General features: G+C 69.9%; 18 protein-coding genes and 2 riboswitches. Of the genes, 7 read left to right on the forward strand and 11 right to left on the reverse strand.

The features are described from left to right. Window positions 1–71: 71 nt before the first annotated feature. The 5 genes from ACZ5VQ_RS34735 to ACZ5VQ_RS34755 all read right to left on the reverse strand — a co-directional run bounded on the left by ACZ5VQ_RS34735 (window position 72) and on the right by ACZ5VQ_RS34755 (window position 5,910). Window positions 72–1,862 carry an ABC transporter substrate-binding protein gene (locus tag ACZ5VQ_RS34735; RefSeq protein ID WP_469108411.1) on the reverse strand — a complete coding sequence of 597 codons (1,791 nt, stop codon included), beginning with the start codon at window positions 1,860–1,862 and terminating at the stop codon, window positions 72–74. 61 nt (window positions 1,863–1,923) lie between these two features. Beyond that, window positions 1,924–2,937: an ABC transporter permease gene (locus tag ACZ5VQ_RS34740; RefSeq protein ID WP_200395751.1), complete on the reverse strand. Its 1,014-nt coding sequence runs from the start codon at window positions 2,935–2,937 to the stop codon at window positions 1,924–1,926. A gap of 405 nt (window positions 2,938–3,342) precedes the next feature. Then, a complete protein-coding gene (locus ACZ5VQ_RS34745) occupies window positions 3,343–4,134 on the reverse strand; it encodes an enhanced serine sensitivity protein SseB C-terminal domain-containing protein (protein WP_469108412.1) in 792 nt (263 codons plus the stop codon). Between the two features lie 184 nt (window positions 4,135–4,318). Then, window positions 4,319–5,107, reverse strand: coding sequence for an enhanced serine sensitivity protein SseB (locus ACZ5VQ_RS34750; protein WP_469108413.1), 789 nt, complete (start codon window positions 5,105–5,107; stop codon window positions 4,319–4,321). A 116-nt stretch (window positions 5,108–5,223) separates the two neighbouring features. Then, window positions 5,224–5,910 (reverse strand): AAA family ATPase, encoded by a 687-nt coding sequence (locus ACZ5VQ_RS34755; protein WP_362075391.1) that lies wholly within the window; start codon window positions 5,908–5,910, stop codon window positions 5,224–5,226. 233 nt (window positions 5,911–6,143) lie between these two features. Beyond that, a riboswitch (glycine riboswitch) is annotated at window positions 6,144–6,251 on the forward strand. Further along, window positions 6,252–6,380: riboswitch (glycine riboswitch) on the forward strand. Window positions 6,381–6,413: 33 nt separating this feature from the next. Between ACZ5VQ_RS34755 and gcvT the strand changes: the two genes are divergently transcribed. The 6 genes from gcvT (at window position 6,414) to ACZ5VQ_RS34785 (ending at window position 12,046) form a co-directional block, all read left to right on the forward strand. Then, the gene (gcvT, locus tag ACZ5VQ_RS34760; protein WP_469108414.1) at window positions 6,414–7,541 is read left to right on the forward strand and encodes a glycine cleavage system aminomethyltransferase GcvT; all 1,128 of its coding nucleotides are present in this window, start codon (window positions 6,414–6,416) and stop codon (window positions 7,539–7,541) included. A 132-nt stretch (window positions 7,542–7,673) separates the two neighbouring features. After that, window positions 7,674–8,051 carry a glycine cleavage system protein GcvH gene (gene gcvH / locus ACZ5VQ_RS34765; RefSeq protein ID WP_200395756.1) on the forward strand — a complete coding sequence of 126 codons (378 nt, stop codon included), beginning with the start codon at window positions 7,674–7,676 and terminating at the stop codon, window positions 8,049–8,051. Between the two features lie 13 nt (window positions 8,052–8,064). Further along, on the forward strand, window positions 8,065–9,342 hold the full coding sequence (gene glyA, locus ACZ5VQ_RS34770; RefSeq protein ID WP_469108415.1) for a serine hydroxymethyltransferase: 1,278 nt from the start codon (window positions 8,065–8,067) through the stop codon (window positions 9,340–9,342). Window positions 9,343–9,479: 137 nt separating this feature from the next. Then, on the forward strand, window positions 9,480–10,847 hold the full coding sequence (locus ACZ5VQ_RS34775; RefSeq protein ID WP_469108416.1) for an L-serine ammonia-lyase: 1,368 nt from the start codon (window positions 9,480–9,482) through the stop codon (window positions 10,845–10,847). A 91-nt stretch (window positions 10,848–10,938) separates the two neighbouring features. Then, window positions 10,939–11,493 (forward strand): glycoside hydrolase family 25 protein, encoded by a 555-nt coding sequence (locus ACZ5VQ_RS34780; protein WP_469108417.1) that lies wholly within the window; start codon window positions 10,939–10,941, stop codon window positions 11,491–11,493. 10 nt (window positions 11,494–11,503) lie between these two features. Then, window positions 11,504–12,046, forward strand: a complete 543-nt coding sequence (locus ACZ5VQ_RS34785) for an MOSC domain-containing protein (protein WP_469108418.1) — start codon at window positions 11,504–11,506, stop codon at window positions 12,044–12,046. Between the two features lie 30 nt (window positions 12,047–12,076). Here the strand turns inward: ACZ5VQ_RS34785 and ACZ5VQ_RS34790 are convergent, their stop codons facing one another. The 3 genes from ACZ5VQ_RS34790 to ACZ5VQ_RS34800 form a co-directional block, all read right to left on the reverse strand. Continuing rightward, window positions 12,077–12,739: an NADPH-dependent F420 reductase gene (locus ACZ5VQ_RS34790; protein WP_469108419.1), complete on the reverse strand. Its 663-nt coding sequence runs from the start codon at window positions 12,737–12,739 to the stop codon at window positions 12,077–12,079. A 215-nt stretch (window positions 12,740–12,954) separates the two neighbouring features. Further along, entirely contained in the window at window positions 12,955–13,167 is a 213-nt protein-coding gene (locus ACZ5VQ_RS34795) for an EF-hand domain-containing protein (RefSeq protein WP_362075349.1), read from the reverse strand. Window positions 13,168–13,209: 42 nt separating this feature from the next. Further along, window positions 13,210–14,124: a helix-turn-helix domain-containing protein gene (locus ACZ5VQ_RS34800; protein ID WP_469108420.1), complete on the reverse strand. Its 915-nt coding sequence runs from the start codon at window positions 14,122–14,124 to the stop codon at window positions 13,210–13,212. 65 nt (window positions 14,125–14,189) lie between these two features. Here ACZ5VQ_RS34800 and ACZ5VQ_RS34805 point away from each other — a divergent pair, with 65 nt between their 5' ends. Beyond that, entirely contained in the window at window positions 14,190–14,828 is a 639-nt protein-coding gene (locus tag ACZ5VQ_RS34805; RefSeq protein WP_469108421.1) for a GNAT family N-acetyltransferase, read from the forward strand. An 85-nt stretch (window positions 14,829–14,913) separates the two neighbouring features. On the opposite strand, the gene ACZ5VQ_RS34810 is transcribed toward ACZ5VQ_RS34805, so the two are convergent. The 3 genes from ACZ5VQ_RS34810 to ACZ5VQ_RS34820 all read right to left on the reverse strand — a co-directional run bounded on the left by ACZ5VQ_RS34810 (window position 14,914) and on the right by ACZ5VQ_RS34820 (window position 17,688). Further along, complete coding sequence (locus ACZ5VQ_RS34810) at window positions 14,914–15,558, reverse strand: ADP-ribosyltransferase (protein WP_469108422.1); 645 nt, start codon at window positions 15,556–15,558, stop codon at window positions 14,914–14,916. A gap of 88 nt (window positions 15,559–15,646) precedes the next feature. Then, window positions 15,647–16,897, reverse strand: a complete 1,251-nt coding sequence (locus ACZ5VQ_RS34815) for a YncE family protein (protein WP_469108423.1) — start codon at window positions 16,895–16,897, stop codon at window positions 15,647–15,649. Continuing rightward, complete coding sequence (locus tag ACZ5VQ_RS34820) at window positions 16,897–17,688, reverse strand: polysaccharide deacetylase family protein (RefSeq protein ID WP_469108424.1); 792 nt, start codon at window positions 17,686–17,688, stop codon at window positions 16,897–16,899. The genes ACZ5VQ_RS34815 and ACZ5VQ_RS34820 overlap by 1 nt, the downstream gene beginning before the upstream one ends. Window positions 17,689–17,756 lie beyond the last annotated feature (68 nt).

Here is a 17,756-nt window from a genome sequence, read left to right on the forward strand (position 1 = left end):
GTGGCCCGCGGGTCACGCCGCGCCGGCCTTCACCTGCCTTTCGTGCCGTATGGCGGGTGCGCCGGTCGGTGTTACTTCTTCAGGCCGAGGTTCACGAAGTCGTACTGACCGCTGTAGTTGTCGGTCGTGTAGACGTTCGCGAGACGGCTGGAGCGCCAGTTGATGAACTTCTCGAAGACGAAGGGCAGGTAGTACGCGCCCTCCGACACCTTGTGGTTGATCTCCGTGGAGATCTCGACCTTCTTCGCCTCGTCGAGCTCCTTGACGTAGTCGTCGAAGAGACCGTCGATCGACTTGTCCTTGATCAGGGCGAAGTTGTTGTTGCCGCTCTCGAGGATGTACTTGCTGTCCCACAGCGGCATGCCGTAGCCCTGGACGGTCGGGAAGTCCGGACCCCAGCCCATGATGATGATGCCGTAGCCCTTCTTCTTCACGTTCTCGGGGCTACCGATGATGCCGGTGGTCTGGGCACCGTCGAACTGGTCGATGTCGACGGTGATGCCGACCTTCTTCAGCGAGGCCTGGAGGGACTCGGCGGTGGCGACCTCGACCGGCTTGTTGTTACGGACCGCGATGGTGGTCTTGAAGCCGTTCGGCTGACCGCAGAGCTTGAGCTCTTCCTTGGCCTTGGCGACGTTGCCGTTCTTGTTCGTCGTGGCCGACTCGTACGGGTCGTACTTCTGGCCCTCGGAACCGGGGACGGACGGCGGCAGCATGTTGGTGCCGATGTCGCCACCGGCGACCGGGCCACCGCGAGCGGTCTGCAGCGACTCGTGGTCGGCGCCGTAGATCACGGCCTTGCGGCAGTGCACGTTGTCGAACGGCTTGACGCTCTGCGGGAAGACCGCGTAGCGGATGTAGCCGGAGACCGGGTTGTCCAGGTTGCCCTTGTGCTGCTTCAGGGCGGTGGTGCGGCCCTGCGGGGACAGACCGGTCTGGCCGATGTCCAGGTCGTAGTCGCCGTTGATCAGACGCTGGTCCATGTCATTGGCGTTGGTGAACAGCGTCAGCGAGATCTTGTCCGGGTACGCCTTGCGGATCGGGTCCGAGGACTGCTTCCAGTTCTCGTTGCGGACCAGGACCAGCTTCTTGTTCGGCGTGTACGACTGGAACTTGTACGGGCCGGAGGAGAAGGGCTTCAGGCCGTACTTCGACTTGGTGTCCTTGTCCTGACGGACCGGGGACGCCGAAGCCAGGCCGAGGATGTCCTCGAAGTCCGAGTTGGCCTCGGGCAGCTTGAAGATGACGGTCTTGTCGTCCGGCGTCTCGATCGCCTTCAGACCGAGCTTGTCCTTGGACTTGTCCTTGTACGGGCCCGGGTACTCGCCCTTGGGGTCGAGGACGTCCTTCAGGTAGACCGGACCGCCGGACAGGACGTCCTGCGCCCAGACGCGCTCGATGCCGTACTTGACGTCCTTGGAGGTGATGGGCTTGCCATCCTCCCAGGTGACCCCGTCACGCAGCGTGTACGTGTAGGTCTTGCCGTCGTCGGAGATCTTCGCCGTGCTGGTGGCGAGGTCCGGGGTGACCTCGGCGCCCTTGGCTCCGGGCTCCGCCTTGCCGGTCACCAGCGTGCGGCTGTAGTACCGCATGAAGTTCCAGGCGAAGCCGTAGTAGCCGCGCGTGGTGTCCCACGAGTCGGCGTCCTGGGCGCCCGCGAACTTCAGCTCGCCGCCCTTCTTGGCGAGGGAGGCCTGCGCGACCTTGTTGTTGGCTGCGTTGAAGCCGGCCGCGCCGTTCTTCGAGCCGCCGTCGTCGTCGTTGCCGCCGCCGCCGCACGCCGCCGTGGACAGCAGCGCAGCGACCACGGCTGCGGCGGCCGCGGCCTGCTTGCGCCGCCCTGTGGTGCGTTGGGTACTCACTCGGATCCTCCGATATGTAGCGGCCCGTCGACAGATGACGGGGCCCTGGGGGTACGGCAGTTCAGCGGGAACCCTTCGGGTCGAGCGCATCGCGTACGCCGTCGCCGAAGAGGTTGAAGGAGAGCACGGTGATGAAGATCGCCACACCCGGGATCACCATGTACATGGGGTCCGAGTCGTAGTAGTCGATCGCGGAGGAGAGCATCTGTCCCCAGGAGGCGGTGGGCGGCTTGACGCCCACGCCCAGGAAGCTGAGCGCCGCCTCGGTGAGGATGTTGGTCGGGATCATCATCGTCGTGTACACGATGATGGGCGCGACGAGGTTGGGCAGCAGCTCCTTGAACAGGATGTAGAACCGCCCGGCCCCGAGGCTGCGCGCGGCCTCCACGTACTCGCGCTCACGCAGGGACAGCGTCTGACCGCGCACCACGCGTCCCACATAGGGCCAGCCGAAGAATCCGATCACCAGGATCATGACGAACAGGCGCACGCCCGTACCCGTCAGGCCCAGCATCTCGTTCGGCATGACCGAGACCAGCGCGATGATGAAGAGCAGCTGCGGGAAGGCCAGCAGGCCGTCCATCACGCGGCTGACGAGGGCGTCGACCCAGCCGCCGAAGTAGCCGGCGAGGACGCCGAGCACGGTGCCGAGCACCACGGCCACCAGGGCCGAAAGGAAGCCGACTAGCAGCGAGATGCGGGCGCCGTAGACGATCCGGGCGAAGATGTCGCGGCCGCTGACCGGTTCGACGCCGAGAAGGTGGTCTCCGCTGATTCCACCGAAGGACCCGGTGGGGGTCGAGAAGAGCGGATCGATCAGGTCCTCGTGGTGGGACTCGGGGTCCTGCCCGACCAGGTTCGTGATCACGGGAGCGAGCAGCGCGATCGCGATCAGCACGAGAACGATGACGCCGCCCGTCAGGGCGAGCTTGTCCCGCTTCAGGCGCTCCCAGGCGATGCGGCCGAGGGAACGACCCTGTACCGCCTTCGCCTCGGCGGAGCCGGCTACGAGCGCCGCCTCCTCGGCCGCGCTCGGGGCGGCTTCGGCCGTCGGCTCGTGCAATGGTGCCGTCATCGTGGCAGGGACCCCTCTCAACCGGCGGTAGCCGGCCCACACTTGCCGCTGTAGCGGCGTGATCAGTCCGTCGTACACGGGGGATAAACCCCCTGGACCGGGAGTCTTCAACGCCTCGGCGATCTGTTGCCAGACCTGACGGTGAATGGATGCGCAAACGTGATGCTGTCAGGAGGGTTCCGTTATCCGAACGCCGGGTAACGGGGGTCGGACGCGGGAGTTTTGGTACGAAAGGGGCCTCGCAGCCCATTTACCCGCGTAGATCGGGACATACCACCCACGGATGATGCGGGAGTGGGAGCCGGTGCTCCACGGGTTGGACTCGACATGACCCGGATCGTCTCAGGTGCTTCGACCGGATCGTCTCAGACCCAACGAATCGTCTCAGCAGGCGCCCGGGTCATCTCAGTAGGTGCCCGGGAATCCGTATCCGCCGGCCGCCGGCGCCTGGGCGGGCGCCGCGTGGGCCTCACGATCGTAGAACGGCCGCGCGTTGATCCGCAGCCACAGGGCCACCGGGTCGTACTCGTCGGACATCGCGACCGTCGACACCGGCAGACCGTCCGGCACCGCACCGATGGACTGCTGCATCATCGCCCGCACCGAGTCCACGGCGGGCGGGCTGGTGTCGTACACATCGAGCCCGATGGCGAGGTACGGCGCCCCGAGCGCGGGCTGCACCCAGGCGCGGCGCAGCGATCTGACGGCGGTGGTCCGGTGCGCGTTCTGCGTGAGCAGGGCGTAGAACTGCGGGATCTCGATGCCCGGCTCGGACAGCCTGAGCGGGCCCGCGGGCTGCCGCTCCAGGCCGGTTGCGATACGACGCAGATCCAGCCAGGGGATGCCGACGCCGCCGCCCGGCGCGTGCGGGTTCAGCCACAGGCCGTAGTGGTCGGGGTAGAGCGTGCGGGCCACGTCGAGTCCGTCGACCACCTCGTACGAACGGTTCCAGCCGCTCGCCGAGAGCTCCTGGGCGGAGGTCACACAGGGCGCGTAGCCGAAGCCGTCGACCTCCATGTTCCCGTACTGGGCGTCGGGCGAGCCCGCCTGGCCGTGCCAGAGCAGCATCCAGACCTGGCCGGACGACGGGGTCGCGAGGGCACGCAGGAGCGCCTCGTAGGCGTCGTAACGCCCGGGCGTCACTTGGCGCAGCATGTGCTCGACCTGCCCGGCCGCGGCCGTGCCCGACGCGCTCACCTTCTACCGCCCCTTCGTGACATCCCTGACATACAGGTCCATTCGACGGGGCGCCGTGCTCGCTTGAGCATGGCACCACCCCGACCGAGCCATGAAACCAGCTTAAGTGGCGATCCCGACAGCACCGTTGCGCTCCGCTGGGAAAGCTGTTGAGAGCTCGGGATTTTCCGTGGGGCGGCGAAGGCTAGTGGGCCCGGGTGTAGAAGGGCCGCACCTGGGCCCGCAGCCAGTCGCCCACCGGGTCCTGGGCCACGTCCAGGAAGACGAGGTTCACCGGGTGCGGCACGGGGACCTGGCCGAGGGCGCGGCCCACGGCGTCCAGGGGGAGGGTGCGGGCGTCGTCGTGCCAGTGGGCCAGCTCGACGCCGATGAACATCACGGGGTCGGCGCCCTCGACGCTCGCCAGACAGCGGCGGGCGCTCAGGACGACACCGGTCGCGGCGAACTCCGCGGAGGCGGCGGCCAGGAAGTCCACCGGGTCGTGCTGCCAGTCCGGCTGGAAGAGCCGCACACGGCCGCCGCTCGACGGCCCGTCCAGCTCGCTGCGCCCGGCCCGGCACAGCTCGGCCACGGCGGGCGGCGGCAGCGGCACCCCGACCGTGCCGTCCGGGTTCACCACGATGCCCACCTGGGGCGGCAGACCGCGCGCGAACTCGACGGCGGGCGCCACCGTGTACGACAGGTGGTCTCCGACGACCTGGCGGAACTGCTGCTCCGAGCTGAAGACCGGCACGTACGCCTGTCCGCCGAGCTCCATCGTGGGCAGGTCGAGCGGGCCGCTGTGCGGGCCGCCGCCCTCGGGCAGCGGCACCCAGAGGAAGCTGCGGCCCATGACCTCCACGATCCGGGCCCCCGCGGAAGGCGACGCCGCACCGAGGGAGGCGGCCAGTACCGCCTCCAACTCGTTGCCGGGCCAGCCGACATGGGGGTGTGGGTGCGCTTGCACCGGAATGTCCTGTGCCGGGAAGTCCATCTCTCTACCGCCTGCTCGAACCGCCGTCTGCGGCTGTCGAGATTACGCGTACGCGCCCTCCCCCGCCGCAGTCCGTCCGGCTCACCGGGACCTCGGTCCGTCCGGTCACTGGGACCTCAGTCGCCGAAGTCCACCCGCCGCAGCACGTCCGCCGCCGCCCGGTCGATGAGCACCGCCGAACCGCAGCCGTCCGGCAGGTCGCCCTTCTCCACGGAACGCAAGAGCCGGCCGAACGCGCCGCGGTGCCGCGCGAACGCGTACCGCGAGACACCCCGGCCCCGCTCGCGCTGGCCGTCCAGGGCCGTGCCGGGGTCCACGTCGAGCAGCAGCAGGTGCAGGGTGCCGCCGCGCCGCCGGGCGTCCCGGGCCAGCCAGCTGCGCACCCAGGCCTGCGTCCCGCAGTCGTGCACCACGACCCCTTCGCCGGACCGCAGGGCCCGGCGCAGGCCCGCGTAGTGCGCGGCGCGGACCAGAGGCCGGTAGACCGCGTACGGCAGGAAGCGGGCGAGCCTGCCGTCCCAGCGGTCGCGGGTGTCCTGGGAGTCGATGCGGCGGCCTGTCACCGCCCGGCGCATCAGGGTCGACTTGCCGCTGCCGGGCAGGCCCGTGACCACCACCAGGTCGGACGTGCCGAAGCGGAGGCCGTGCGGGCTGTGTCCCGCGCGCTCCCGCAGATCGCGGACGACGGGCGCCGGAAGCGGGCCGCACGCCTCCCCGGCCGGGGCAGTGGGCTGCTTGGGCAGCGCGATGGCCGCGCTCGTGGCGTACGCCGTGGTCCTGTTCACCCTGATCGTCCTCCCCATGGGGTCGGGAGACCCATCCCCGTCGAGTGTAAAGAGAAGGTAATGCGCTGGTCCCCTCATTTCTGTTCTCGTCCTGCCACAGCCCCGTCACAGATCACTGTGGATGCCTGTGGATCCTGTGCGGACGCCATGCGGCCGGGCCAGGCGCCGCGCACCGCCCCCTCGCGAAGAGTCCCCTGCCGCGCCGCTCCGATGCGTGCAATGATGTGCCCGCCAACTGCATACCGGCCGCTTGAATCCGCGCGGGAGAGTTCCGGACACGTTTTTGCGTACGTGGTCCGGGCGCCGAAGGAGCAAGTCCCTCCCTTGAATCTCTCAGGCACCGTTACCGCGCGGGCGAGGCACATCTGAAAAGCGGGCCGTCCCCCTGTCACCAGGGCTTCGGCTCCACCCAAGGTGCAAGTCAGTGACCGTCCGGTCGACCGGTGGTCACGGCGAACCTCTCAGGTTCCGATGACAGATGGGGAGGAACGACCTCGCCGTCATGCCTTGGGAGCCCCACCGTGAGCAGTAACGCCCCCGTTGAACCGCGCCACACCGCGCTCGACGCCCTGCATCGTTCGCTCGGCGCGACGATGACCGATTTCGCCGGCTGGGACATGCCCCTGCGGTACGGCTCCGAGCGCGACGAGCACCTCGCCGTACGGACGAAGGCCGGTCTCTTCGACCTCTCCCACATGGGCGAGATCACCGTCACCGGGCCCCAGGCCGCCGCGCTGCTCGACTTCGCCCTGGTCGGCAACATCGGGGGTGTGAAGCCCGGCCGGGCCCGCTACACCATGATCTGCCGGGCCGACGGCGGCATCCTCGACGACCTGATCGTCTACCGGCTCGCGGAGACCACGTACATGGTCGTCGCCAACGCCTCCAACGCGCAGACGGTCCTGGACGCGCTCGTGGAGCGGGCCGAGGGCTTCGACGCCGAGGTCCGAGACGACCGGGACGCCTACGCGCTGCTCGCCGTACAGGGCCCCGAGTCCCCCGGGATCCTCAAGTCCCTCACCGACGCCGACCTGGACGGCCTGAAGTACTACGCCGGCCTGCCGGGCACGGTCGCGGGCGTCCCTGCCCTGATCGCGCGCACCGGCTACACCGGCGAGGACGGCTTCGAGCTCTTCGTGGCACCGGCCGACGCCGAGAAGCTGTGGCAGGCGCTGACCGACGCGGGCACCCCCGTCGGGCTCGTCCCCTGCGGCCTCTCCTGCCGGGACACCCTGCGCCTGGAGGCGGGCATGCCGCTGTACGGGCATGAGCTGAGCACCTCACTCACGCCCTTCGACGCAGGGCTCGGCCGGGTCGTGAAGTTCGAGAAGGAGGGCGACTTCGTGGGGCGCGAGGCGCTGACCGAGGCCGCCGCCCGCGCCGAGTCGCAGCCCCCGCGCGTCCTCGTCGGCCTGATCGCCGAGGGCCGCCGCGTGCCGCGCGCCGGATACCCGGTCGTCGCCGACGGCAAGGTCGTCGGCGAGGTCACCTCCGGCGCGCCCTCACCGACCCTCGGCAAGCCGATCGCGATGGCGTACGTCGACGCCGCGCACTCCGCACCCGGCTCGCCCGGTGTCGGCGTGGACATCCGGGGCAGCCACGAGCCGTACGAGGTCGTGGCGCTGCCCTTCTACAAGCGCCAGAAGTAGATCCTGGTCCAGCGAGCGCCGGACAGTGAACCCTGGTCCGTGAGCGTCATGAAGTGACCCTGAGCACATCCGCCCAGGTCACCCCCAGTCCCCCTGCATCAGCACTCCCCCGCGTACAGGAGAATTCAGGCCATGAGCAACCCCCAGCAGCTGCGCTACAGCAAGGAGCACGAGTGGCTGTCGGGCGCCGAGGACGGCGTCTCGACGGTCGGCATCACGGAGCACGCGGCCAACGCGCTCGGCGATGTCGTGTACGTCCAGCTCCCGGAGGTGGGTTCCGCGGTGACCGCGGGCGAGACCTGCGGCGAGCTGGAGTCGACCAAGTCGGTGAGCGATCTGTACTCGCCCGTCTCCGGTGAGATCACCGAGATCAACCAGGACGTCGTGGACGACCCCGCGCTGGTGAACACCGCCCCGTTCGAGGGCGGCTGGCTGTTCAAGGTACGGGTCGCGGAGGAGCCGAAGGACCTGCTCTCCGCGGACGAGTACACCGAATTCTCCGGCAGCTAAGGACTCCTGACCGATGTCGCTTCTGAACCAGTCCCTCCACGAGCTCGACCCGGACGTCGCCGCCGCCGTCGACGCCGAGCTGAACCGTCAGCAGTCCACCCTCGAAATGATCGCCTCGGAGAACTTCGCCCCGGTCGCCGTCATGGAGGCCCAGGGCTCGGTCCTCACCAACAAGTACGCCGAGGGCTACCCGGGCCGCCGCTACTACGGCGGCTGCGAGCACGTCGATGTGGCCGAGCAGATCGCCATCGACCGGGTCAAGGAGCTGTTCGGCGCCGAGTACGCCAACGTGCAGCCGCACTCGGGCGCCTCCGCCAACCAGGCCGCGCTGTTCGCGCTGGCCCAGCCCGGCGACACCATCCTCGGCCTGGACCTGGCCCACGGCGGCCACCTGACCCACGGGATGCGGCTCAACTTCTCCGGCAAGCAGTTCAACGTGGTCGCGTACCACGTGGACGAGGCCGGCCTGGTCGACATGGCGGAGGTCGAGCGGCTCGCCAAGGAGCACCGCCCGAAGGTGATCATCGCTGGCTGGTCGGCGTACCCGCGGCAGCTGGACTTCGCCGAGTTCCGCCGTATCGCGGACGAGGTCGAGGCCTACCTGTGGGTCGACATGGCGCACTTCGCGGGTCTGGTCGCGGCCGGTCTCCACCCGAACCCGGTGGAGCACGCGGACGTGGTCACCTCCACCACCCACAAGACGCTGGGCGGCCCCCGCGGCGGGATCATCCTCGCCAAGAAGGCCTTCGCGAAGAAGCTCAACTCGTCCGTCTTCCCGGGCTTCCAGGGCGGCCCCCTGGAGCACGTGATCGCGGCCAAGGCCGTCTCCTTCAAGGTCGCCGCCTCGGAGGACTTCAAGGAGCGCCAGCGCCGTACGGTCGAGGGCGCCCGGATCCTCGCCGAGCGGCTGACGGCTCCCGACGCCCGCGCGGCCGGTGTGAACGTCCTGTCCGGCGGCACGGACGTCCACCTGATCCTGGTCGACCTGCGCGACTCGGAGCTGGACGGCCAGCAGGCCGAGGACCGCCTCCACGAGGTCGGCATCACGGTCAACCGCAACGCCGTCCCGAACGACCCGCGTCCGCCGATGGTCACCTCGGGCCTGCGGATCGGCACGCCCGCCCTCGCCACCCGCGGCTTCACCGCCGAGGACTTCGCCGAGGTCGCGGACGTCATCGCCGAGGCGCTGAAGGCCCCCGCGTCCTTCGGGGAGGCCGACGCGCAGGCGCTGAAGGCCCGGGTGTCCGCACTGGCGGAGAAGCACCCGCTGTACCCCGGTCTGGGCCGCTAGTCCCGTTTCACCGGGGCTCCGCGCACACTGGGAGGTGTGCGCGGAGCCCCGTCCGCCCGTCACCCACCACCACCGCCCTGGTCGCGGCGCTTCGCGCCTTTCGTTCTTCTGCACCACCCCCGCTTTGAGGAGTCCCCGTGGCCATCTCGGTCTTCGACCTGTTCTCGATCGGCATCGGCCCGTCCAGCTCCCACACGGTCGGCCCGATGCGTGCCGCGCGGATGTTCGCCCGCCGGCTGCGCACCGAGGACGTCCTGTCCTCGGTGACCTCGGTACGCGCCGAGCTCTACGGCTCACTGGGCGCGACCGGCCACGGCCACGGCACCCCCAAGGCGGTGCTGCTCGGCCTGGAGGGCGCCTCACCGCGCACGGTGGACGTGGAGGGGGCCGACGAACGGGTGGAGGGCATCAAGTCCTCGGGGCGGATCAACCTGCTCGACGAGCACGAGATCGGCTTCTCCTTCGACGACGACCTGGTCCTGCACCGCCGCAAGACGCTGCCGTACCACGCGAACGGCATGACGCTGTGGGCGTACGACGCCTCGGGCTCCGAACTGCTGTCGAAGACGTACTACTCGGTGGGCGGCGGGTTCGTCGTCGACGAGGACGCGGTGGGCGCGGACCGCATCAAGCTGGACGACACGGTCCTCAAGTACCCCTTCCGCACGGGCGACGAGTTGCTGCGGCTCACCCGCGAGACGGGCCTGTCGATCTCCGCCCTGATGCTGGAGAACGAGCGGGCCTGGCGCACCGAGGACGAGATCCGCGAGGGGCTGCTCGCGATCTGGCGGGTGATGCAGGCGTGCGTCTCGCGCGGCATGTCCCGCGAGGGCATCCTGCCCGGCGGCCTCAGGGTCCGCCGCCGCGCGGCCATGTCGGCCCGCCAACTGCGCGCCGAGGGCGACCCGTTGGCCCATGCGATGGAGTGGATCACGCTCTACGCGATGGCGGTGAACGAGGAGAACGCGGCGGGCGGCCGCGTCGTGACCGCCCCGACGAACGGCGCGGCCGGCATCATCCCGGCGGTCCTGCACTACTACATCAACTTCGTGCCCGGCGCGGACGAGGACGGCGTGGTCCGCTTCATGCTCGCGGCCGGCGCGATCGGCATGCTCTTCAAGGAGAACGCCTCCATCTCCGGCGCCGAGGTCGGCTGCCAGGGCGAGGTCGGCTCGGCCTGCTCGATGGCGGCGGGCGCCCTCGCCGAGGTGCTCGGCGGCTCTCCCGAACAGGTCGAGAACGCCGCGGAGATCGGCATGGAGCACAACCTCGGCCTCACCTGCGACCCGGTCGGCGGCCTCGTCCAGATCCCCTGCATCGAACGCAACGGCATGGCCGCGGTCAAGGCCGTCACGGCGGCCAGGATGGCCATGCGCGGCGACGGCTCCCACAAGGTGTCCCTCGACAAGGTCATCAAGACGATGAAGGAAACGGGCGCGGACATGAGCGTCAAGTACAAGGAGACGGCGCGGGGCGGGCTGGCGGTGAACATCATCGAGTGCTGAGGGTGGGACGGGCGAAGTGGGGGAAGAGCAAAGGAAGTTGCCCCCCACAGGCACCACCGGCACCCGTCCCCCCACCGCACGGAGGAACCACATGCTGCGCGGCATAGACGTCAGCGCCTACCAGTCGTCCTCGTACAGCACCGAAGGCGTGTCCTTCGTCTTCGTCAAGGCCACCGAGGGCCGCACGTACGTCAACCCGAAGCTGAGCGCGCAGACGAAGCGGGCGCGTGACGCCGGCTGCGTCGTCGGCTTCTACCACTTCCTCTGGCCGGGCAACCTCACGGCCCAGGCCGAGTACTTCGTCGGCAAGGCCCCCGAAAAGGCCGGCGACATCCTCGCCGTCGACTGGGAGACAACAGGCGACGGCACCCACGCGTCCAACGCCGAAAAGGACCGCTTCATCCGCAAGGTGAAGGAACTCCGGCCGAACAACCGGGTCGTGCTCTATTGCAACCGGAATTACTGGCTGAACGTCGACACGACCTCGTATGCCGGTGACGGTCTCTGGATCGCCGACTACGTGACCGCGGGCAAGCCTCGGATCCAGGCGAAGTGGCGCTTCCACCAGTACACGGACGACCCGCTGGACAAGAACGTGGCACAGTTCGGCACCCTCGCCGACCTGCGGGAATGGGCGACACCGTAGGCTGCCGGGCATGGGCGGGACAGTGACTGCGGTCAGCAGCAGCGGTAGGTATTCGTTCTCCAAGCCGAATCGGGACGGCATTACGTTGCTTGCCGGGCTCGGGGTGGAGGGGGACGTGCATGCCGGGGTGACGGTAAAGCATCGGTTCCGGATGGAGAAGGATCCTTCGCAGGTGAATCTGCGGCAGGTGCACCTCATTCACGAGGAGTTGTTCGACGAGGTGCGGGAGGCCGGGTTCGAGGTCGCGGCCGGGGAACTCGGGGAGAACGTCACCACCCGGGGGATCGATCTGCTGGGGCTGCCGACCGGGACACTGCTGCGGGTCGGGGACGAGGCCGTCGTGGAGGTCACCGGGCTGCGGAATCCCTGTGCGCAGATCGACGGCTTCCAGAAGGGGCTGATGAAGCAGGTCGTCGGGCGGGATCAGGACGGGACCGTCCGGTTCCGGGCCGGGATCATGAGTGTCGTCGTCACGGGTGGGGTGGTGCGACCCGGTGACCCGGTCGAGGTGGAGTTGCCGGACGGGCCGCGCCTGCCCCTGGAGATCGTCTGAGCGGGAAGCCGGAGCGCTGCCGCCGGAGCCCTATGCCCGGAAGTCCGCCGAGCGCTCCCGCGGCGCCTCCGCCAGGGCCTTCGTCACCGCGTCCACGCCTTCCTGGAGGCCGTAGACCGGGGTGCCGGGCTGCTGGCGCCAGGAGTCGTCGAGGGAGCCTGCGTCGACCGTGTCGAAGCCGAGTTCGTCGATGAGGTCGCGGACGACCTGCTTGGCGGACTCGTCGTCGGCGGCGACCGGGAGGGCGAGGCGGTCCGGGGCGCCGGCCGGGCGGTGCCGGTCGAGAAGGTCCTGGGCGTACGTGCCGTTGAAGGCCTTGACGACCGTGTGGCCGAGCTGCTGGGCCGTCCAGCGGCTCTCCGTCAGGCCCTCGTCCTCGATCCCGGCGATCCTGCCGTCCCGCTGCCGCGGGTAGTAGTTGCCGGTGTCGACGACGACCGCTCCGTCGGCTGCCTCATCGAAGAGGCCGGACGGCAGGTTCGGAACCGCCTTCAGAGGGACCGTGACGACGACCAGTTCGGCGCCGCGTGCCGCCTCCTCGACCGGGACGGGCGTCGCGCCGGTCTCCTCGGCCAGTGCAGTGAGGGTCCCCGGACCCCGGGAGTTGGCGACGGACACCTCGTGGCCGAGGGCGGTGAGCCGCCGGGTGAGGTTGCCGCCGATGTTGCCCGCTCCGATGATGCCGATCTTCATGACTCGCGCGTCCTTCCGGGGGTCGATGACTCCGATGTGGAGCACCAACCTCCGGGGCAAGCAGGCTATTCCGGGCATCACCGGAAAGGTCGCACAGCGTTTCGAACGTCCGGAAACCACTGTCCCGGCCATCGCGCGACCGGTCACGCGCCGCAACGGCAAAGGGGCGCCCCCGCCCGTCCGGCGGGAGCGCCCCTCGCGATCCTCGCGTTCGGCTACTTGTTCAGGTGGGACCAGAACTCGTCGAACGACAGCAGCTTGTCGCCGTTGAGGTCCTGGGAGCCGATCACGGCCTCGGCCACCGACTCGGTGACGTTCCAGTCGCCGCCCTGGGCCAGGGCCTTCTTGAACTCGGCGGCGGTGACGTAGCCGTCCCCGTCCACGTCGATGCGCTCGAACGCCTTGCGTGCTTCCTCGATGTCCGCCACCGGACCCGCCCCTTCTGATGTGCCGTACTTGCCGAGGTCAGATTAACTGGCCAGCTGAGCGCTGAGCGCGGCGACCACCCACGCGAACTCCTCCCGGTGCGTGGGCAGCGGCTCGGTCCCCCGTACGAGCGCCAGCAGTTCCCGGAAGCGGGCGAGCTCGGCATGGCTCGCCGACACCATGCGTTCCAGTACGGCAGCCCTGTCGGCGTCGCCGAGCAGCTCGGCCAGGACCGTGGCGGCCTCCGGGGCGTCCGGCACGAGCCCCCGCTGCCGTGCCTCGCCGGCCAGTTGCACCAGGCGGCTCATGAACCACAGGGACGTACCGGCCGGCACGTCGGGCCCCCGGTCCGCCGCGTTGAACTCGACCATCCTGCGCATCCGCGCGCGAAAGCCCGTGTCCTGGATCAGCTCGGCGAGCTCGACCCAGGCGTCCACCTGCTCGGTCGTGGGGTCGTCGGGCAGGTCGGGCACGCCGAAGCGCAGCCGGGTGCGGATGTCGGGGTCCGCGGTGTCGAGGCCGTCGAAGGTCTCCGCCATGAAGTCGTCGACGATGTGCTTGCGCTCCGCGGCCGACAGCCGCGCCAACTTGTTCATCAGGGTCGTCTCCTCCGCGGTCGAACCGCGTCGCGCCACGGTCGACAGCACCGCCCGGGTCACCCTCAGCGACCGGATCTGCGCGTCCAGGGCCGCCACATGCGTGGCCGCCACCTCCGCGACCGTCGTCTCGCCGCCCACCACCCTGCGTACGTCGTCCAGGCCGAGACCCAGCTCCCGCAGCGTACGGATGAGTTCGAGGCGGGCCACGGACCCGGCGTCGTACAGCCGGTAGCCGCCCCCGGAGCGGGTCACGGGCGGCAGGGCGCCCGCGTCCGACCAGTAACGGATGGTGCGCACCGGCAGTCCGGTCCTCCGGGAGAGCTGCCCGATGGTGAGCAGCCCGGTGCCGTCGTCGATCATGGGGTGAAGTCTGGGCCTTCCAGTGGGTGGAGACTCAAGGGACGGGCGAGGGAAGGGGCGGCGCGGTGGCCGGCACTCTGCGGGACATTCTCGACGCGGCGGCGCGAGGAGTCTTCCCGCCGCCTGACGGCGGTACGACAGTCGTGCCCCAGCACGCCCACCGGGACGCCGGGGTCATCGCCTTCACCGCGCACTCCGTCGTCTTCACCGACGAGGGGGAGGGATGGGTTCGCGAAACGCTGGCCGGGGCCGACTGCGATCCGCTCGCCGCGACCATGAACCCGCGGTTCCTTGCGGCGTTCATGGAACGTACGGGGCGTACGACGGACACGATCGACCTGCTGACGGTCGCCGCGCCGCTGTCCAGCCCGCCGCCGCTGAGGCTGACGGAACTCGAAGATCCCGGCCATCCCAGGGTCTCCCGGGCCCGCAAGCGGCGGGACGACGTGCGGGTGTGGGCCGCCGACGGGGGCGTACTCGTCCTGGGGCATGGGGTCGCGGGGCGGCTGGAGGCCGCGGTCGAGGTGGCCGAGGGGGTACGGCACCGGGGGCTGGGGCGCGCGCTCGCGGTGGCGGCGCGGCATCTGAGCGGGGGCGAGCCGGTCTGGGCGCAGCAGGCCGCCGGGAACGCCCGCAGCGTACGGGCCTTCCAGGCGGCCGGGTTCCGCCCGGTCGGGGCGGAGGCACTGCTCGTCGCCCGCTAGGCGGGAGCGGCGGGCCGGCTTCGGACGTCGGGCCGGAGGCCGGGGCTCAGTGCCAGGGATCAGCGCCGGGGCTCAGTACCGGAGCTCAGTGCCAGGGCTCGTAGTGCGGGTTGCTCTCGCAGTCGCTCATGATCTCGGTCTTGGTCTTCTTGTCGACCGGGCAGACGCCGATGATGTACTTCCGCTCGATACCGCCGGGGAAGGCGACCTCGACCTGGTCGGCCCACTTGTGGGTGTCGCCGATGGTCTTGTTGACGTCCACGCCGCCGGGGGCGTCGATGTAGTAGTTGTAGCCGCTCTTCCACCACGTCTTGTAGAGGTCGTGGTCGTACGTCGTGGAGACGTACGGGGAGGGCTGGTTGACCAGGACGTACTGCTCGATGTCGTACTGGCCGTTGATGACGTCCTTCGGGTGGAGGCCCTGCTCGAAGACGACCGAGGGGCCGCGGCCGTCGCTGCGGTAGAGCGTGCCGCAGGTCTTGCGCCAGACGGGCTCGGGCGTGATGCGGTCGACGTCCACGCGGCGGTCCGCGGCGGCGTGGACCGGGTCGGCGAACTGGGGACAGGTGGGCGCTGCGGCCTTGGCGGCGAAGGGCGCCTTTGCGGGACCGGAAGCGGAGGCGGGAGCTGGGACGGAAGCGGCCGGGAGCGTCGCGGCGGACGTCGCGAGGACGGCCGTCAGGGACAGGACGACGGCAGCGGCCCGCCGCCGCAGGCGAGTTGTGATCATGAGGAGCACCATCTCGGTTCTGCGGGGGCGGGCCGTGGATCTTCACTCGTACGGCGGCGTGCCGCCGACGGGCGTTGCCTCGGCCGTCTCAGCGGAAGATGCCCGTGTGGCCGAGGGAGTAGCGGCCCGGCTGGGGGTAGACCGCGAGACCGTGCGGGCCGTTGCCGACCGGGATGCGGGCGAGCTGGGCGCCGGTGCCGGTGTCGATGGCGTACACCTCGGAGTCGTAACGGCCGGACAGCCACAGGACCTTGCCGTCGGCCGAGACGCCGCCCATGTCGGGGCTGCCGCCGTCCGGGAGGTGCCACTTCTTGGTGAGCCGGGCCTGGGTGAAGTCGAAGACGGAGATGGTGCCCTCGCCTCGGTTGGAGACGAACATCTCCCGGGAGTCGCGGCTGACGTACAGGCCGTGGGTGCCCTTGCCGGTGGGCAGGAGCGTGGGCTGGTCGAACTTCTCGCCGTCCAGGACCCACATGCCGTGGGCCATCATGTCGGCGATGTAGAACTTCTTGCCGTCGGGCGAGATCTTCACGTCCTGCGGCATCGCGCCCTCGAAGGGGAGCTTCTGCTTCCCGACGACCTTCATCCTCTCCGTGTCGACCTTCAGCAGTTCGCCGCTGAACTCGCAGGAGACGATGAAGTACCGGCCGTCGAGGGAGAAGTCGGCGTGGTTGACGCCGTAGCAGCTCACCGGTTCGGTCTTCAGCCGCTTCATGGTGTGCGGGTCGCGGAAGACCAGTTCGCGGTCGAGGGAGGCCATGACGACGGCGTACTTGCCGTTCGGCGTGAAGTAGAGGTTGTACGGGTCGTGCACCTCGACCGGCTTGCCCGCCTTGCCCGTCTTCGGGTTGATGGGGGTGAGGGTGTGGCCGCGGTTGTTGTTGACCCAGAGGGTCTTGAGGTCCCAGGAGGGGACGACGTGCTGGGGCTGCACGCCGACCGGGATCGTCTCCACGACCTCGTACGTCTTCGGGTCGATGACGGTGACCGTGTCGGACTCGGTGTTGGGGACGTAGACGCGGGACGGGAAGTCCTTGACCACCGGGGAGAGTCTGTTCGGGCGGTCGGCGGCGTAGACGTCCGCCTTGTCGAGGACCGGCGGCATCCCGGGCAGGCCCTTGACGACCGGTTTCGCGGGCTCGGCGGGCTCTGCGGGATGGTCGGGCTCGGCGGGATGGGCGGGCTGGTCGGATCTGACCGCGCCCAGGGTTCTGTCCGCCTCGTCCTTGGGACCGGTGCCGCAGCCCGCCAGGACGAGGGCCGCGAGTACGGCGCCGGTGCCGAGGGCGCGCCTGGTGAGGTTGCGGTGTGTTCGGAGTGTCGTGCGGGGCGTCGTCATCAGGTCAGCAACTCCGTGGTGGTCACCGCGCGCAGGCCGCGGCGGTCCAGTTCGTCCAGAAGGGTGGGGAACGCAGCGACCGTGTCCGCGTATCCGAAGTGCAGGCTCACGACCGAGCCGTTGCGGATCCCGGTGGTGACGTTGCGGGTGACGGCGGGGGCGCCGGGCGAGGTGAAGTCGAGCGAGTCGACGTCGTACGAGAGGACGTGCGGGTAGCCGGCGCGGCGGGCCAGGGTTTCCACGAGGGGGGAGGCGCGGGCGGCTCGTGAGGGGCGGAACCAGGTGCCGATGGAGCCGGTCAGGCTGCGCAGACGGCGTGCGCACTCGGTGATCTCCGCGTATGCCCCCGCCTCGGGCATCGCGTTGATGTCCAGGTGGCGCTGGGTGTGGTTGCCGAGTTCGTGGCCGCCGTCCACGATGCGGCGGGCCAGGGCGGGGTTCGCGTCCAGCCAGCCGCCCACGGCGAGGACGGTGAGGCGGGCGCCGCGCTTCTCGGCTTCGCCGAGGAGGGCTCGGGCGGTGGCGGGGTCGCCCTGGCCGTGGAAGGTGAGGGCGATGCGGGGGTGGGTGCGGGGGCCGTGGGTGATCTGGGTGGGGTGGTGGGGGAAGGTTCGGGGGGTCTGCGGCGGGGTGGGGGTTGTGGAGGAGGGGCCCCTGGCGGGAGTGACTGTGGCGGCGGGCGGGCCTGGGAGCGTGCGGGGCGTTGAGCAGCCGGCGAGCGCGCCTGCGGCGGCCAGGCCGGCGGTCGTTCTGAGGGCGGCGCGACGATCGGACGTGGTCACGCGCACCATTTAAGGGCGACTTGTGGGGAAAAGTGGCGATTGGCTCCGCCGGTGGGTGGGGCGGGTCGCCCTTCGCG

This window comes from Streptomyces sp. NPDC033178, from assembly GCF_055577685.1.

Bases quoted from the DNA above. Each gene is read 5' to 3' on its own strand.
- ACZ5VQ_RS34740 (WP_200395751.1), bottom strand. From the start codon at position 2,937: ATGACGGCACCATTGCACGAGCCGACGGCCGAAGCCGCCCCGAGCGCG.
- ACZ5VQ_RS34750 (WP_469108413.1), bottom strand. From the start codon at position 5,107: ATGGACTTCCCGGCACAGGACATTCCGGTGCAAGCGCACCCACACCCC.
- ACZ5VQ_RS34755 (WP_362075391.1), bottom strand. From the start codon at position 5,910: ATGGGGAGGACGATCAGGGTGAACAGGACCACGGCGTACGCCACGAGC.
- gcvH (WP_200395756.1), top strand. From the start codon at position 7,674: ATGAGCAACCCCCAGCAGCTGCGCTACAGCAAGGAGCACGAGTGGCTG.
- glyA (WP_469108415.1), top strand. From the start codon at position 8,065: ATGTCGCTTCTGAACCAGTCCCTCCACGAGCTCGACCCGGACGTCGCC.
- ACZ5VQ_RS34780 (WP_469108417.1), top strand. From the start codon at position 10,939: ATGCTGCGCGGCATAGACGTCAGCGCCTACCAGTCGTCCTCGTACAGC.
- ACZ5VQ_RS34785 (WP_469108418.1), top strand. From the start codon at position 11,504: ATGGGCGGGACAGTGACTGCGGTCAGCAGCAGCGGTAGGTATTCGTTC.
- ACZ5VQ_RS34790 (WP_469108419.1), bottom strand. From the start codon at position 12,739: ATGAAGATCGGCATCATCGGAGCGGGCAACATCGGCGGCAACCTCACC.
- ACZ5VQ_RS34800 (WP_469108420.1), bottom strand. From the start codon at position 14,124: ATGATCGACGACGGCACCGGGCTGCTCACCATCGGGCAGCTCTCCCGG.
- ACZ5VQ_RS34810 (WP_469108422.1), bottom strand. From the start codon at position 15,558: ATGATCACAACTCGCCTGCGGCGGCGGGCCGCTGCCGTCGTCCTGTCC.
- ACZ5VQ_RS34815 (WP_469108423.1), bottom strand. From the start codon at position 16,897: ATGACGACGCCCCGCACGACACTCCGAACACACCGCAACCTCACCAGG.
- ACZ5VQ_RS34820 (WP_469108424.1), bottom strand. From the start codon at position 17,688: ATGGTGCGCGTGACCACGTCCGATCGTCGCGCCGCCCTCAGAACGACC.